Genomic DNA, 14,591 nt, shown 5'->3' with positions numbered 1-14,591 from the left:
CATCGCCGGCAAGCTGCACCTGCAGGGCCCTGCATGGGGCCCTGCAGGCGATTATTTCTGAAAGTCGGCAGGGAGCGGTACATCAGTTGCGTGGTCTATTAGACTTTCCCCTGTACTGATCAAGCGGCGAAAGGAGACGCTATGATTTTCCCCGACCTGCGCGGCCTGCCCCTGCACCGCGTGCTGGTGCGTACCGTCAGCGAATTTCTCGATGACGAGATGTCTACCTATGCCTCGGCGCTGGCCTACCAGATGCTGTTTTCGCTGTTCCCTTTCCTGCTGTTCTTGATCGCCTTGATCGGTTTTCTGCATCTGCCGGACTTTTTCTCCTGGCTCCGCCTGCAATCGGAACTGGTGTTGCCGCCGCAGGCGCTGGAACAGGTCAACCCGGTGATCGACCAACTGCAGCAGTCCAAGGGCGGCTTGCTTTCAGTGGGTATCGTGATCGCGCTGTGGACTGCCTCGGCTGGCGTGCGCCTGATGATGAGTGCAATGAACGCCGCCTACGACGTGCCCGAGGGACGCCCGGTCTGGAAGCGCATTCCGCTGTCGATCATCTACACGGTGGGCATCGCTGGGATGCTGCTGGCAGCGGCGGCGTTGATGGTATTGGGGCCGCAGGTCATGGAGTGGATTGCCGCCCAGATCGGCATGCAAGAGGTGATCGTCACGGTGTGGACCATCCTGCGCTGGCCGGCGATCATCATCCTGATGATGGTGGCGGTGGCGCTGATCTATTACGTGATGCCGGACGTGAAGCAGAAGTTTCGCTTCATCACGCCAGGTTCGGTGCTGGCGGTGGTGGTGTGGATCATCGCTTCCCTGGGCTTTGGTTACTACGTGAAGACCTTCGCCGACTACAACGCGATGTACGGCAGTATCGGTGCAATCATCGTGCTGTTGCTGTATTTCTATATCTCCGCAGCCGTGCTGTTGCTGGGGGCGGAAATGAACGCCGTGATCGAGCACATGTCGACAGAGGGCAAGAACCCTGGCGAAAAGGATTTCGGCGGTGACAAGTCCAGGGAGACCCTGACAGTGCTGGGCCATGAACACCCGATATCGAGCGAGCCTCGACCTTCCGAGCCGACACCCCGATGATCCGCGACATTCTCAAGATGGGCGATGAGCGCCTGCTACGCATCGCCCCACCGGTGCCTGACGAACTGATCGGCAGTGCCGAACTGCAGCAACTGATCGACGACATGTTCGAGACCATGGCCCATGTAGGCGGCGTGGGTCTGGCCGCGCCACAGATAGGCATCGACCTGCAACTGGTCATCTTCGGATTCGAGCGCAGCGAGCGTTATCCGGATGCCGAGCCAGTTCCGCAGACCATCCTGCTCAACCCGGTGATCACGCCCATGTCGACCGAGATCGAGGACGGCTGGGAAGGCTGTCTGTCGGTGCCCGGCCTGCGCGGGGTGGTGCCGCGCTACAAGCATATTCGTTACGAAGGCATCGACCCTCAGGGCAATCCGATCAACCGCTTTGCGGACGGTTTTCATGCCCGCGTGGTGCAGCATGAGTGCGATCACCTGATCGGGCGGTTGTACCCCTCGCGCATTCAGGACTTTGCCAAGTTCGGGTTCACCGAGGTGCTGTTCCCTGGGCTGGATGCCAGCGACGACTGACCGCGCACCATGGCCACCAGGCGTTTACTGCGTTGGTAGCGCGCCAGCCGAGCGGCGAGGGCTTCTGGCAACTGGGCGGCGGTTTCGAAGGCCAGGTGTTGATAGAAGGGCGCCAGGTCGGGGTGGCAGAATAGCCAGATCGGGCCGCGTCCGCCTGCCAGTGCGGCATCGATCAATTGCCCCGCCACGCCCTGTTTGCGCTGCTGCGGGGCGACGAAAAGCCCTGTGAGCCAATGGCCATTCTCGATGGGCGCCAAGCTCAGCCCTGCGATGATTTCGGTACGCCGGGCTACCCACAGTTCCCCATCGCTGGCAGCCCGCATGCGTGAGCCGTGCTGGCGGTAGAAGTGGTCGAGCAGGCGGCGCTCGAGGGCGGTCAGTTGGGTGCAGTGCAGCAGGGGCATGCGCATTCCAAAGTCGAGTCGAAAAACGGCCGGGACGGCTCTACGCCAGCCTCTTGAGGCGATTTTGTCGCAGATTGTTGCAAATCCTGCAAGGGTGAATGTCTGACTTCGGGGTTCAACTATTCAAAGGCGGGAGTAGACTTTCAGACATCCCCCAGCAGTATGACGAAGCGGGATCGGTACTTCGTGTCATCTTCGTTGGAGATGACAACTTCTCCGCGCCATTGACGGCATATTGAAGTCAATCGATCAGCTTGATTGCTTTAAAGGCCAACTCACATGAAACCATTACTGATTCTTGCATTGGTCGGTATGTCCTCGTTCGCCCTTGCCGATGAGGCCAAACCTGTCTCCACTGAGCCTGTCGCCCAGCAGTACGACTATTCCATGAACCTGGACATCAAACGGGTGATCAGTCTGTCGACCCTTCCGAATGTCTGCGAAGTGGTGCCGGCGACCATGACCTATGAAGACCATCAGGGCCAGGTGCATACCATTCAGTACCGCGCCATGGGCGAGGGCTGCCAGCAAGGCTGATTGCCCCGACCCTTCGCGGCCAAGCCTGCTCCCGCGGACCGAACTGGGTCTGCGGGAGCGCAAGCCCTCAGCCTGCCAACACGCGACACACCCGTTCCAACCCCTCCTTCAGTTCAGCACGGCTACCCGCCGCCGACAGGCTGATACGCACCGCCTGCTCCTGGCCCGCGCCCACGGCGAATACGCTCGCCGGCACGATCTCCACGTGCTGTGCGCGACACTGCGCTACCACCCTGTCAGCCCCTCGTGAAGCGGCCACCCAGGCATGGGGGGCAGGTTCGCTGGCGTTGCACAAGGCACTGCCCAGCACCTTGCGCGCCAGGCGCCAGCGCTCGCAGACTTCCGTGCGCTGCCAGGCCAGGCGTCGGGCTGCCGTACCGTCTTCGATCCACTGGCAGGCAACCTGCAGGTTCAGGGGCGAAATCGACCAGTGACTGGCCTTGGCGTGGGGGTCGACCTGCTCCAGCAGGCGAGGGTCGGCCACGATCCAGCCCAGCCTCAGTCCCGCGGCCACCGTCTTGGACAGGCTGCTGATCAGGACGCCGTGCTCGCCCAACAGCGGGTAGAGCGGTGGGCGGTCGCTGAGGGCGCCATAGACATCATCCTCGATCACCAGCAGTCCCAGGCGTTTGACCACCTCGGCAATTGCCTGGCGGCGCGCGTCGTCCATGCAGGCGCCGGTGGGGTTGTGCAGGGTCGGTGTGGTCACCAGTACCCGTGCGCCGCTGGCACGGGCAACCCGGTCCAGTTCATCTGGCCGTAGGCCCTGCGTGTCCAGCGCCACACCGTGCACCGGCAAGCGCAACTGGCGGCACGCCGCCTTGATGCCCGGCGCGGTCAAAGCCTCGAGCATGACCGGCTCGCCGGCCTGGCAGAGCGACTGCAGCAGCAAGGTGAGCCCGTGCTGGGCGCCTGCGCACAGGAGCAACTCGTCAGCCGCCAGTGTCAGGCCGCGATTGGCCAGCCAGCGGGCGCCTTGGAGCCTGCCCAGCAGCAACTGCTGCGGCCCGAGGTAATGGTCGAGCAATTGGCTCTGGCGCTGTGCCAGCAAGGCTTGCAGGCTGAGGTGAAGGTCCTGGTTGGTCGGGTCGGCCACCGGCACATTGGTCGACAGGTCGATCAGCGTGCCGTGCGGGTCATGCTGCTTGAGGCGAAACAACGTCGCTTCCTGGCTACCGGCCAGCACGTAAGTGCCACGGCCGACCTCGCCCGCCACCAGGTGGCGAGCGGCGGCTTCACGGTAGGCCTGCTGCGTGGTGCTGGGATTCAAGCCCAGTTTCCAGGCCAGACGACGCTGGGGAGGCAGGCGATCGCCGACCTTGAGCGTTCCACATTCGATGGCGCTGGCGATGGCGTCGACCAGCGCCAGGTAACGGGGGCGGCCATCCTCGACGAGTTCAGGAACCCACATGAAATTGCTGCCCATGCAATATAAGGATTTACCCATACAATGCCCGGCGCATAGGATCGGATCAACCTCTTGACCCTAAAGGATGACCGTCATGTTCGACCTAGCCGCCCTGCGTGAAGCTGCTGAATTCGTCCACCAGCATATCCCCGCCACCGCGCAGCATGCCTGGCCTTTGCTGGCTGCCCGGCTGGGGTGCGAGGTATGGGTCAAGCATGAGAACCATGCGCCTACCGGGGCATTCAAGGTGCGCGGCGGGCTGGTGTACGTGCGCTCGTTGCTGGCCTGCGGCAACCCACCCCAAGGCCTGGTCACTGCGACCCGTGGCAACCATGGCCAGAGCATGGCGATGGCGGCGCGACGGGCAGGCTTGCCGTTGGTGATCGTGGTACCGGAGGGGAATTCCAGGGAGAAGAACGCTGCCATGCGAGCACTTGGCGCCGAGCTGGTCGAGCACGGCGCGGACTTCGACGTGGCCCGCGAAGAGGCCAGCCGAATAGCCGCGGCGCGTGGCTATACCATGGTGCCCGCGTTCCACCCGGAGCTGGTGCGCGGGGTGGCGACCTACGCCCTGGAGCTGTTCGAAGCGGTGGCTGAGCTGGACTGCGTGTATGTGCCGATCGGCATGGGCTCGGGCATTTGCGGGCTGATCCAGGCGCGCAACCTGCTTGGCTTGAAGACCGAGATCGTAGGTGTGGTTTCCAGTGCGGCCGATGCCTATGCACAAAGCTTCGAGCAAGGACGCATCGTTACCACCGCCACTGCCAATACTTTCGCCGATGGCATGGCCTGCCGGGTTCCCAATGCCGATGCCCTCGCCCTGGTGCGCGAGCATGCGGCACGTATCGTGCGCGTGGACGACAGTGAAATCGCCCAGGCGATGCGCCTGTACCACGAAGCGACCCACAATACCTCCGAAGGTGCTGGAGCCGCGCCGCTGGCAGCGTTGATGCAGGAGCGGGGCAGGCAGGCTGGCAAGCGTGTGGCGGTAGTGCTCAGTGGGGCGAATGTGGACCGCGATCTGTATGCGCGGGCTCTGGCTGGCATCGAGCAACTCTGAGCCCATGGCAGGTCCAGGGTATTCAAGGGCAAGCCAATCTGGCTTGAGCAAGCGCCATGGCTTCCCATACAGTGCGCCAGTGTGCGCGCCGTGAACGCGCCTGTCTTCAACCTGTAGTCGAGTTTCCGATGCCTTTCTCCAACGGTTTTCTTCTGAGCCTGTCCCTGTGCCTGGATATCGGGGTGGCCAACATCGCCATGATCACACTCGCCATGCAGCGTGGTTTTCTCCAGGGCTTCTGGCTGGGCCTTGGCACTTGCGTGGGCGACTTGATCTATGCCGTGGCGGCGTTGGCCGGGATGACCGTTCTGTTGCAGTTCGAAGCCGTGCGCTGGGCCTTGTGGCTAGGGGGCTCGGCCTTGCTGGTGTGGTTCGCGCTGAAGATGTTGCTGGCAGCCTGGCGTGGCGGGCACATGGAGGCGCGAGGGCAAGTGGTGGTGGAATCGGGCTGGCGGGAGTTCCTGCGGGGGATCTTCCTGGCCATGTCGTCGCCCAGCGCCATCCTGTGGTTCGCGGCAGTGGGCGGGGTGCTGATTTCCCGTTCCGGGGGCGGTACTGCGCTGGAGGCGGGGTTGTTCCTTGGTGGCTTCCTCGCTGCAGGCCTGGTCTGGTGCCTGACCCTCTGTGGTATCGCCAGTCATGGCGGACGCCTGCTGGGCGACCGCTTGTTGACCTGGTCCTACCTGCTGTCAGCGGCGATCTTTTGTTATTTCGCGGTGTATGTGGTCGTTTCCGGCTACCGCGAATTCATCCTGGCAAGCCCCCCCTTGTAAACCGTCGAGCCTGGGTGCGAACGGACAGCCGGTGGCAGGGCAGGGGCATGGGTCAAGTGCCAGGTGACGGATCTGCGCTACGCTATCGAACCAGCACGGGCCAGGCATGCTTGCCTGGGCTCGATCAATGAGGTGATGGACATGAGCACACTACCGATTCCCCCCGTACGCTACGAGGATGGCCGGGCGCTGACGCTTGTGGGTTTGTGCGAGCGTTTCAACCTGAGCAATCTTGCTGGGCTGCCCTTGCTGTGGCAGCGTTTCGTCGATCACGGTGGCGATACGCCGTGGCTGCTCGGCAAAGACAGTTACGGTGTGTGCTATCACCCCGACGAACGTGGCGGTTTCGACTACCTGGCGGCGGTCGAGCTGAGTACCGACAGGACCCTTGCGCCAGGATTCACGACGCTGGCACTGGCACCGCAGCATTACGCTGTGTTCGAACATCATGGCAGCCTGCAAGCGCTGAAGGGGACCTTCCAGGGCCTGTTTGCCTGGTTGGCCCAGTCCGGCCTGCAGCAGGCCGATGCGGCGCTGTTCGAGCGCTACCCGGCAGGTTTCGACCCGACGGACCCAAACGCTGCGATGGAAATCTGGGTGCCGTTGCAACGCAAATAAATTCATCGCCCTGTCGATTTCCCCCGCTACCGTTCGACCAAGAGGTGAAGGCGCAGGAGATACCTGCGCCAAAATGCTCATGACCGAGCGCAGGAGTTCGCCGATGAACAGCGCAGCTGAAACCGAAATCCGTCAACTCATCGACACCTGGATGCAGGCCGTTCGCAACCGCGACCTGGATGGCATTGCCGCGCCCTATGCCGAGGATATCGTCGCCTTCGATGCCATCAAGGAACTGCAGTTCAAGGGCAAGGCTGCCTACCGGGCGCACTGGGAAATGTGCATGGGCTTTTGCACCGGGCCGATGATCTTCGAGTGTGCCGAACTCACCGTACACGCAGACGGTGACCTGGGCGTGGCCCACTGGCTCAACCGTTGCGGGCCATCGGACGATGAAAACCAATGTGGCTTCATGCGTGCCACGGTCGCCTATCGTCGGCGCGCCGGGCAATGGCAGGTTATTCACGAGCACTGGTCGGCGCCGTTCGACATGGAAACGCAAAAAGCACTGTTCGATCTCAAGCCCTGAGTCGATATCGCCAAACGCACTGCGCCCATCCCCAGGAGGCGACCATGAAATACCTGTGCCTGGTCTATTGTGACGAAGGGCTGTTGCACAGCCTGCCCGACAGCCCCGAAGACGCCGAATGCATGGCTTACGCACAGTCATTGCAGCACTCCGGGCGCATGCTGGCGGCCGAGGCACTCAAGCCTGTGCAGACCGCCACCACGGTACGCATGCGAGGCGGCCGCATGAGCCTGACCGATGGGCCGTTCGCCGAAACCAAGGAGCAACTGGCGGGTTTTTACCTGGTGGATGCCCGGGACTTGAACGAAGCCTTGAATATCGCCAAGGGTATCCCGGCGGCGCGGGTCGGCAGCGTGGAAGTGCGGCCGGTGCGTGATCTGCAACCCTGACCTGAGCGGAGTACAACAATAATGACGCTGGCACCCCTTGCAGAAGCGAAACACGAACTTTCCATCAGCCGCCTGATCGATGCCCCGCCGGCCAAAGTGTTTCGTGCCTGGACCGAACCTCAATGGTTGATGCAGTGGTGGGGGCCGCACGGCATGACCACCCCGCAGTGCGAGATGCAGCTATGGGTGGGCGGCTTGTTCCGGACCCTGATGCGCGCACCCGATGGCAGCGAGTTCCCGACCCAGGGGGTGTTCCTCGAAATCGCAGCACCCCGACGCCTGGTGTTCACCGATGCCTTCGGACCGGGTTGGGTACCGTCGGACAAGGCATTCATGACAGCGGTGGTGACCTTCGACGAGGAACAGGGCAAGACCCGCTACACCGCACGCGCCTGGCACTGGAGTGCAGCCGATAGCCTGGCCCATGAAGAGATGGGCTTTCATCAGGGCTGGGGAGAAAGCCTGGACCGGCTGGTGGAGGTTGTGACTCAGCGGATGCCGGACTGATGGTCGAGCTTGCGCAGGTCCGTGCCGAAGTCGAAGCGGTGTACCGGCGCGATTCACGGCGCATCCTGGCCACCCTGATCCGCTTGCTCGGTGACTTCGACTTGGCCGAGGAGGCCATGCACGAGGCCTTCTTCATCGCCGTCGACCGTTGGCGGCAGGCGGGCATTCCCGACAACCCGCGGGCATGGCTGGTGTCGACCGGTCGTTTCAAGGCCATCGATGCCCTGCGCCGGCGTGCCCGTTTCGACCGCTCCCAGGCAGACCTCATCATGCTCATCGAAGGCCAGGTTCAGGACCCCAGTGAGGACGCGTTGCTCGCCGACGACCGCTTGCGGCTGATCTTCACCTGTTGCCACCCGGCGTTGGCTGCCGACGCTCAGGTACCCTTGACCCTACGTGAAGTCTGCGACCTGACCACCGAGCAGATTGCCCGGGCCTTTCTGCTAAGCCCAGCGACGATTGCCCAGCGCATCGTGCGCGCCAAGGCGAAGATCCGCGATGCTGGCATCCCTTACCAGGTCCCGGCGTTGAACGAACTGCCCGAGCGTCTGGAAAGCGTGCTGCGAGTGATCTACCTGGTGTTCAACGAAGGCTATTCGGCGTCATCCGGTGCATGGCTGCTGCAACAGGAACTGACCGATGAGGCGATCCGCTTGGGGCGGCTGCTGGTCGATCTGTTACCCGACCCTGAGGTGATCGGCCTGTTGGCCTTGATGCTGTTGCAGGCATCAAGGCAGCAGGCGCGCAGCGATGCCCAAGGCAACCTGGTGTTGCTGGAACAACAGGACCGCCGCTTGTGGAACCACCAGCAGATCGCCGAAGGCTGTGCCCTGGTGCGTCAAGCGCTGCGCAGCCGGGCTTTTGGCGCTTATACCTTGCAGGCTGCGATTGCCGCGGTGCATGCCGAAGCTACCTCGGCAGAGCAGACCGACTGGGCCGAGATTGTCGGGCTTTACGATGAACTGCTGCGGCGATGGCCGTCGGCTGTGGTTGGGCTCAATCGCGCGGTGGCGCTGGCCAAGCGCGATGGGCCGCAGGCCGGACTGCGGGCGCTTGAATCGGTGCTGGCCGACGGGGCGTTGCAGGACTATCACCTGGCGCATGCGGCGCGGGCTGAACTGCATCAGCAGTTGGGGCACGTGGAGCAGGCTCGCGCGGCCTGGAAGCAAGCACTGGCGCTAACGTGGCAGGAGCCAGAGCGGCGGCATATAGAAAGTCGCCTGCGCTCGCTTGGGTGATGGCGTTGCTGGACTTATCGCCGGCAAGCCGGCGCCTACAGGTCGAAACGATGAGGGTGTAGGCGCGGGCTTAACGGCGATGAGGCTATCGCAGACTTACCCGATCAGCAGGCCACGAAGTTCGGCGGCGACACCAGATCGACGGTCTGCTGCTTGCGCGGCGCCAGGATCTCGGCCTCACCCTCGACCACCAGTTCATCGTTCTGGTTGTACACGTTGGTGGCGATGCGCACCTTGAACTTAGGCAGCTTTTCGAGGATTTCCAGGCGCACGGTCAGGGTATCGCCAATTTTCACCGGCTTCTGGAAGCTCATTTTCTGGCCCAGGTAAATGGTGCCAGGGCCAGGCAGGGTGCAGGCCACCGCGGCGCTGATCAGGGCGCCGCTGAACATGCCGTGGGCAATGCGCTCGCGGAACATGCTCTTGGCGGCGAACTCGGCATCCAGGTGGACCGGGTTGTGGTCACCTGACATCGCGGCGAACAGCTGGATGTCGCGTTCTTCCACGGACTTTTCGTAGCTGGCCTTCTGGCCGACTTCAAGGGCTTCGTAAGGCGTGTTGGTGACCTGGGTCATCGGGGCTTCCTTCATGGACGGACGAGGCGGCTTTCATTCACTGCGGGCAGGGCGGTCCAGGACCAGCGCTTGTTCCAGCCAGCCGAGCAGATCGGCGGTAACCTCGTCACGATTGGTTTCATTGAGTACTTCGTGCCGCGCCTGAGCATACACGCGCAGTTGCACATGTCGATTGCCGGTCGCGCGCAGCGCGTCAGCCAGATGGGTAAGACGCTTGCCAGCACTCACCGGATCACATTCGCCGCCCATGACCAGTATCGGCAGGTTCGGGTCGATCTGCGCCAGGTGCTTGGCCTGGCTGATCTGTGCCAGTCCCTGCAGCAGATCGAGCCACAATTGGTTGGTGCAACGGAAGCCGCACAGCGGGTCATTCACATACAGGTCGACTTCCGAAGGGTCGCGGCTGAGCCAGTCGAAGGCGGTGCGATTGGGCTTGAACGCTTTGTTGAACGAGCCGAACGACAGCCAGTCGATCAGCGCGCTCTTGCCCAATGGGCCTTGGCGCCAGGCTTCCAGGCGGGCGACCAGGCGCGCCGCGCGATACAGCGCCGCTGGCTGGAAATTGGAGCCGCTCAGGATCGCCCCCTGAAGGCTGGCGCTGTGGTGCAACAGGTAAGCCTGGGCGATGTAGCTGCCCATGCTGTGTCCCAGCATGAACAGGGGGGTACCGGGGTATTGCTGGCCGATGTGCTGGGTAAGCACGCCCAGGTCGTTGAGTACGGCATTCCAGCCATGTTGCTTGGCGAACAGGCCAAAGTTACCCCCTTCGGCAGTACGGCCGTGGCCCCGCAAATCCGGTGCGAACAAGGCAAAACCTGCGTTGCACAGCGCTTGGCCCAGGCGCTGGTAGCGGCCGGCGTGCTCGGCCATGCCATGCACCAGCAGCACGGCGGCCTTGACCGGCGTGGCCGGCAACCATTGGTGCACATACAGGCTGCAATGCTCGCTGGCGGGGAGCCAGAAGGCGTCGTAAGGCATGGCGGGTCCTTTGCGCGGGGGTCAGAGCACAGTTTATGCACAACCGGCCAGATTGCAGGAAGGGCACAAATAAGATTCACAATGTTAATGGCGACACTTGGCGTGTATGCCACCTTGAACTTACCTGTTAACGTCAGATCAATGCCGTTTCGCCTCCGGGCGGAAGGGACAAGGGACTAAAGGACAACGCGCCACATCGTGGGTCAAGGCAGAGGAACAATAATAAATGCAAGCCGAATTCTGGAATGACAAACGCCCGGCGGGCGTGCCATCCACCATCGACCTCAATGCTTACAAGTCTGTCGTCGAAGTCTTCGAGCGCTCATGCAAGCGCTTTGCCGACCGTCCGGCGTTCAGCAACCTGGGAGTGACCCTGACTTACGCAGAGCTGGAGCGGCACTCGGCAGCCTTCGCCGCCTGGCTCGAGCACCACACCGACCTGAAGCCGGGCGATCGCATCGCCGTGCAGATGCCCAACGTCTTGCAGTATCCCATCGCCGTGTTCGGCGCGCTGCGGGCCGGCCTGATCGTGGTGAACACCAACCCGCTCTACACCGAACGCGAGATGCGCCATCAGTTCAAGGACTCCGGCGCCCGTGCGCTGGTGTACCTGAACATGTTCGGCAAGCGTGTGCAGGAAGTGTTGCCCGATACCGCTATCGAGTACCTGATCGAAGCCAGGATGGGCGACCTGCTGCCTGCAGCCAAGGGCTGGTTGATCAACACTGTGGTCGACAAGGTCAAGAAGATGGTGCCGGCCTATCGGTTACCTCAGGCCGTGCCGTTCCGCCAGGTACTGCGCCAGGGGCGCGACCTGACCCACAAGTCGGTGGAGCAGGGGCTGGACGATATCGCCGTGCTGCAGTACACCGGTGGCACGACCGGGCTGGCCAAGGGCGCGATGCTGACCCACGGTAACCTGGTGGCCAACATGCTTCAGGTGCTGGCCTGCTTCTCCCAGCATGGCCCGGATGGCCAGCGCTTGATCAAGGACGGGCAGGAAGTGATGATCGCGCCGCTGCCGCTGTACCACATCTATGCCTTTACCGCGAATTGCATGTGCATGATGGTCACCGGCAACCATAACGTACTCATCACCAATCCGCGTGATATCCCTGGCTTCATCAAGGAGTTGGGCAAGTGGCGTTTCTCGGCGCTGCTGGGGCTGAACACGCTGTTCGTGGCATTGATGGACCACCCAGGGTTCAAGAACCTCGACTTCTCCGCACTGAAGGTCACCAACTCTGGCGGTACGGCCCTGGTCAAGGCCACCGCCGAGCGCTGGGAGAGTCTCACCGGCTGCCGCATCGTCGAGGGCTATGGCCTGACCGAGACTTCGCCGGTTGCCAGTACCAATCCTTATGGCCAGATGGCGCGCCTTGGCACCGTGGGAATTCCGGTGGCCGGCACGGCATTCAAGGTCATCGACGATGACGGCAACGAGTTGGCGCTGGGCGAGCGGGGCGAGCTATGCATCAAGGGGCCGCAGGTGATGAAGGGTTATTGGCAGCAACCTGAAGCCACCGCCCAGGCCCTGGATGCGGAGGGCTGGTTCAAGACCGGTGACATTGCGGTGATCGACCCGGATGGCTTCACCCGCATCGTTGACCGCAAGAAGGACATGATCATCGTCTCGGGTTTCAATGTTTACCCCAACGAGATCGAAGACGTGATCATGGGGCACCCGCAGGTAGCCAACTGTGCCGCTATCGGCGTGCCGGACGAGCGCTCGGGGGAGGCGGTGAAACTGTTCGTAGTCCCTCGGGAAAAGGGGTTGAGCGTCGACGAACTCAAGGCCTACTGCAAGGCCAACTTCACGGGCTACAAAGTGCCCAAGCACATCGTACTGCGAGATTCACTACCGATGACCCCTGTGGGCAAGATTTTGCGGCGGGAGCTGCGTGACATCGCCTGATTCCAGGGTGGCCTCTTCGCGGCAGAACCCGCTCCCCTGGGTAATGGTGGGGCGGGTTTACCCGCGTATGCCGTGGAGCCGCTCTAGAATGCACCTTCATGCGCATTTTGCGACATTTTGGATAAATACTCTAAAAATGACCTGTATCGTTCATTGAGTCATTTTTGTGACCATTGAGGCCGTTTTGGGCTCTAGGCGACCCTATTCAAAGCTGTTACTCTCGGCGCGCTTCCAGGTGATTCGGTTTGCAATGAACCGTCATCGCATATCAATAATAAACGCATCTACGCGTAAATGAACTTCGCTGTTGCTGAAGGAGTGGGCTTCCATGATCGAAAATTTTTGGAAGGATAAGTACCCAGCCGGGATTACGGCGGAAATCAATCCTGACGAATTCCCCAACATCCAGGCGGTACTGAAGCAATCCTGCCAACGCTTTGCAGATAAACCGGCCTTTAGCAACCTGGGCAAGACCATCACCTATGGCGAGTTGTATGCGCTGTCTGGCGCCTTTGCCGCCTGGCTGCAGCAGCATACCGACTTGAAACCGGGTGATCGCATTGCCGTGCAGTTGCCCAACGTCTTGCAGTATCCGGTCGCGGTATTTGGCGCCATGCGTGCCGGCCTGATCGTGGTCAACACCAACCCGTTGTACACCGCGCGGGAAATGGAACACCAGTTCAACGACTCCGGCGCCAAGGCGCTGGTGTGCCTGGCCAACATGGCCCACCTGGCCGAGAAGGTCGTGCCCAAGACCCAGGTCAAGCACGTCATCGTCACCGAAGTGGCCGACCTGCTGCCGCCGCTCAAGCGCCTGTTGATCAACAGCGTGATCAAGTACGTGAAGAAGATGGTGCCGGCATACAACCTGCCGGGCGCGGTGCGCTTCAACGACACCTTGGCGCTGGGCAAGGGCCAGCCGGTAACCGAAGCCAATCCACAACCTAACGATGTGGCCGTGCTGCAATACACTGGCGGAACCACCGGCGTGGCCAAAGGGGCGATGCTGACTCACCGCAACCTGGTGGCCAATATGCTGCAGTGCCGCGCGCTGATGGGCTCGAATCTGCACGAAGGTTGCGAGATCCTGATCACCCCGCTGCCGCTGTACCACATCTATGCCTTCACCTTCCATTGCATGGCCATGATGCTGATCGGCAACCACAACGTGCTGATCAGCAACCCGCGTGACCTGCCCGCCATGGTCAAGGAACTGGGCAAGTGGAAGTTCAGTGGCTTCGTGGGCCTGAACACGCTGTTCGTGGCCCTGTGCAACAACGAGGCGTTCCGTGCCCTGGACTTCTCGGCGCTGAAGATCACCCTGTCCGGTGGCATGGCCTTGCAATTGAGCGTGGCCGAACGCTGGAAGACCGTTACCGGCTGCGCCATTTGCGAAGGCTACGGCATGACCGAAACCAGCCCGGTGGCGGCGGTCAATCCGGCGGATGCCAACCAGGTCGGCACCATTGGCATCCCGGTGCCGTCGACCCTGTGCAAGGTCATCGACGACAACGGCCAGGAACTGCCGCTGGGCGAAGTGGGCGAGCTGTGCGTCAAGGGCCCGCAAGTGATGAAGGGTTACTGGCAGCGGGAAGATGCCACCGCCGAGATCCTCGACAGCGAGGGCTGGCTGAAGACCGGTGACATCGCGTTGATCCAGCAAGATGGCTACATGCGCATCGTCGACCGCAAGAAGGATATGATCCTGGTCTCGGGCTTCAACGTGTACCCCAACGAACTGGAAGATGTGCTCGCCAGTTTGCCGGGCGTGCTGCAGTGCGCGGCCATCGGCGTGCCGGACGAGAAGTCGGGCGAGGTGATCAAGGTGTTCATCGTGGTCAAGCCAGGCATGACCCTGACCAAGGAGCAGGTGATGGAGCACATGCGTGCCAATGTCACCGGCTATAAGGTGCCGCGCTACATCGAGTTCCGGGATGCGCTGCCGACCACCAACGTGGGCAAGATCCTGCGGCGTGAGCTGCGCGATGAAGAGTTGAAGAAGCAAGGGCTGAAGAAGATCGCCTGA

General features: G+C 62.0%; 16 protein-coding genes. 12 read left to right on the top strand and 4 right to left on the bottom strand.

The genetic code is table 11. The annotated features are described in order from the left end of the window. Positions 1-141: 141 nt before the first annotated feature. On the top strand, positions 142-1,101 hold the full coding sequence (locus tag IF103_RS17525) for a YihY/virulence factor BrkB family protein (protein WP_023381720.1): 960 nt from the start codon (positions 142-144) through the stop codon (positions 1,099-1,101). After that, a complete protein-coding gene (gene def / locus IF103_RS17520) occupies positions 1,098-1,634 on the top strand; it encodes a peptide deformylase (protein WP_023381719.1) in 537 nt (178 codons plus the stop codon). Before IF103_RS17525 ends, def begins: the two co-directional genes overlap by 4 nt. Here def and IF103_RS17515 read toward each other — a convergent pair. Then, positions 1,568-1,957 carry a GNAT family N-acetyltransferase gene (locus IF103_RS17515; RefSeq protein ID WP_051376143.1) on the bottom strand — a complete coding sequence of 130 codons (390 nt, stop codon included), beginning with the start codon at positions 1,955-1,957 and terminating at the stop codon, positions 1,568-1,570. The two genes, def and IF103_RS17515, sit on opposite strands and share 67 nt — an antisense overlap. A 360-nt stretch (positions 1,958-2,317) precedes the next feature. On the opposite strand from IF103_RS17515, the gene IF103_RS17510 reads away from it, so the two are divergent. After that, a complete protein-coding gene (locus IF103_RS17510; protein ID WP_023381717.1) occupies positions 2,318-2,575 on the top strand; it encodes a DUF2790 domain-containing protein in 258 nt (85 codons plus the stop codon). A 67-nt stretch (positions 2,576-2,642) separates the two neighbouring features. On the opposite strand, the gene IF103_RS17505 is transcribed toward IF103_RS17510, so the two are convergent. After that, a complete protein-coding gene (locus IF103_RS17505) occupies positions 2,643-3,986 on the bottom strand; it encodes an aminotransferase-like domain-containing protein (RefSeq protein WP_027907437.1) in 1,344 nt (447 codons plus the stop codon). Between the two features lie 91 nt (positions 3,987-4,077). Here IF103_RS17505 and IF103_RS17500 point away from each other — a divergent pair, with 91 nt between their 5' ends. From IF103_RS17500 to IF103_RS17470, 7 genes are all read left to right on the top strand, one after another. Then, positions 4,078-5,043: a threonine dehydratase gene (locus IF103_RS17500; RefSeq protein WP_023381715.1), complete on the top strand. Its 966-nt coding sequence runs from the start codon at positions 4,078-4,080 to the stop codon at positions 5,041-5,043. 128 nt (positions 5,044-5,171) lie between these two features. Further along, the gene (locus IF103_RS17495) at positions 5,172-5,816 is read left to right on the top strand and encodes a LysE family translocator (RefSeq protein WP_027907438.1); all 645 of its coding nucleotides are present in this window, start codon (positions 5,172-5,174) and stop codon (positions 5,814-5,816) included. Between the two features lie 141 nt (positions 5,817-5,957). Continuing rightward, positions 5,958-6,434 (top strand): GyrI-like domain-containing protein, encoded by a 477-nt coding sequence (locus IF103_RS17490; RefSeq protein WP_023381713.1) that lies wholly within the window; start codon positions 5,958-5,960, stop codon positions 6,432-6,434. Between the two features lie 103 nt (positions 6,435-6,537). Continuing rightward, positions 6,538-6,963: a YybH family protein gene (locus tag IF103_RS17485; protein ID WP_202675510.1), complete on the top strand. Its 426-nt coding sequence runs from the start codon at positions 6,538-6,540 to the stop codon at positions 6,961-6,963. Positions 6,964-7,007: 44 nt separating this feature from the next. Then, positions 7,008-7,352 carry a YciI family protein gene (locus IF103_RS17480; RefSeq protein WP_023381711.1) on the top strand — a complete coding sequence of 115 codons (345 nt, stop codon included), beginning with the start codon at positions 7,008-7,010 and terminating at the stop codon, positions 7,350-7,352. 21 nt (positions 7,353-7,373) lie between these two features. After that, entirely contained in the window at positions 7,374-7,859 is a 486-nt protein-coding gene (locus IF103_RS17475; protein WP_023381710.1) for an SRPBCC family protein, read from the top strand. After that, complete coding sequence (locus IF103_RS17470; RefSeq protein WP_202675509.1) at positions 7,859-9,097, top strand: RNA polymerase sigma factor; 1,239 nt, start codon at positions 7,859-7,861, stop codon at positions 9,095-9,097. The genes IF103_RS17475 and IF103_RS17470 overlap by 1 nt, the downstream gene beginning before the upstream one ends. 104 nt (positions 9,098-9,201) lie before the next feature. Here the strand turns inward: IF103_RS17470 and IF103_RS17465 are convergent, their stop codons facing one another. Both IF103_RS17465 and IF103_RS17460 read right to left on the bottom strand, forming a co-directional pair. Beyond that, positions 9,202-9,672 carry a MaoC family dehydratase gene (locus tag IF103_RS17465; protein WP_023381708.1) on the bottom strand — a complete coding sequence of 157 codons (471 nt, stop codon included), beginning with the start codon at positions 9,670-9,672 and terminating at the stop codon, positions 9,202-9,204. Between the two features lie 33 nt (positions 9,673-9,705). Continuing rightward, entirely contained in the window at positions 9,706-10,650 is a 945-nt protein-coding gene (locus tag IF103_RS17460) for an alpha/beta hydrolase (RefSeq protein ID WP_202675508.1), read from the bottom strand. Between the two features lie 226 nt (positions 10,651-10,876). Between IF103_RS17460 and fadD2 the strand changes: the two genes are divergently transcribed. Together fadD2 and fadD1 are read left to right on the top strand one after the other, a co-directional pair. Then, a complete protein-coding gene (fadD2, locus tag IF103_RS17455) occupies positions 10,877-12,565 on the top strand; it encodes a long-chain-fatty-acid--CoA ligase FadD2 (RefSeq protein ID WP_104881378.1) in 1,689 nt (562 codons plus the stop codon). A gap of 328 nt (positions 12,566-12,893) precedes the next feature. Beyond that, positions 12,894-14,591 (top strand): long-chain-fatty-acid--CoA ligase FadD1, encoded by a 1,698-nt coding sequence (gene fadD1, locus IF103_RS17450; protein WP_023381705.1) that lies wholly within the window; start codon positions 12,894-12,896, stop codon positions 14,589-14,591.

Origin of the sequence: Pseudomonas sp. SK2 (assembly GCF_016772395.1) — a bacterium.
Taxonomy (GTDB): domain Bacteria; phylum Pseudomonadota; class Gammaproteobacteria; order Pseudomonadales; family Pseudomonadaceae; genus Aquipseudomonas; species Aquipseudomonas taiwanensis.
Note: the sequence above shows the minus strand (reverse complement) of the source record. Positions and strands in the feature narration are given on the sequence as shown.

Bases quoted from the DNA above. Each gene is read 5' to 3' on its own strand.
- IF103_RS17475 (WP_023381710.1), top strand. From the start codon at position 7,374: ATGACGCTGGCACCCCTTGCAGAAGCGAAACACGAACTTTCCATCAGC.
- def (WP_023381719.1), top strand. From the start codon at position 1,098: ATGATCCGCGACATTCTCAAGATGGGCGATGAGCGCCTGCTACGCATC.
- IF103_RS17495 (WP_027907438.1), top strand. From the start codon at position 5,172: ATGCCTTTCTCCAACGGTTTTCTTCTGAGCCTGTCCCTGTGCCTGGAT.
- IF103_RS17485 (WP_202675510.1), top strand. From the start codon at position 6,538: ATGAACAGCGCAGCTGAAACCGAAATCCGTCAACTCATCGACACCTGG.
- IF103_RS17525 (WP_023381720.1), top strand. From the start codon at position 142: ATGATTTTCCCCGACCTGCGCGGCCTGCCCCTGCACCGCGTGCTGGTG.
- IF103_RS17460 (WP_202675508.1), bottom strand. From the start codon at position 10,650: ATGCCTTACGACGCCTTCTGGCTCCCCGCCAGCGAGCATTGCAGCCTG.
- fadD1 (WP_023381705.1), top strand. From the start codon at position 12,894: ATGATCGAAAATTTTTGGAAGGATAAGTACCCAGCCGGGATTACGGCG.
- IF103_RS17505 (WP_027907437.1), bottom strand. From the start codon at position 3,986: ATGTGGGTTCCTGAACTCGTCGAGGATGGCCGCCCCCGTTACCTGGCG.
- IF103_RS17500 (WP_023381715.1), top strand. From the start codon at position 4,078: ATGTTCGACCTAGCCGCCCTGCGTGAAGCTGCTGAATTCGTCCACCAG.
- IF103_RS17490 (WP_023381713.1), top strand. From the start codon at position 5,958: ATGAGCACACTACCGATTCCCCCCGTACGCTACGAGGATGGCCGGGCG.
- IF103_RS17465 (WP_023381708.1), bottom strand. From the start codon at position 9,672: ATGACCCAGGTCACCAACACGCCTTACGAAGCCCTTGAAGTCGGCCAG.
- IF103_RS17510 (WP_023381717.1), top strand. From the start codon at position 2,318: ATGAAACCATTACTGATTCTTGCATTGGTCGGTATGTCCTCGTTCGCC.
- fadD2 (WP_104881378.1), top strand. From the start codon at position 10,877: ATGCAAGCCGAATTCTGGAATGACAAACGCCCGGCGGGCGTGCCATCC.
- IF103_RS17515 (WP_051376143.1), bottom strand. From the start codon at position 1,957: ATGCGGGCTGCCAGCGATGGGGAACTGTGGGTAGCCCGGCGTACCGAA.
- IF103_RS17470 (WP_202675509.1), top strand. From the start codon at position 7,859: ATGGTCGAGCTTGCGCAGGTCCGTGCCGAAGTCGAAGCGGTGTACCGG.
- IF103_RS17480 (WP_023381711.1), top strand. From the start codon at position 7,008: ATGAAATACCTGTGCCTGGTCTATTGTGACGAAGGGCTGTTGCACAGC.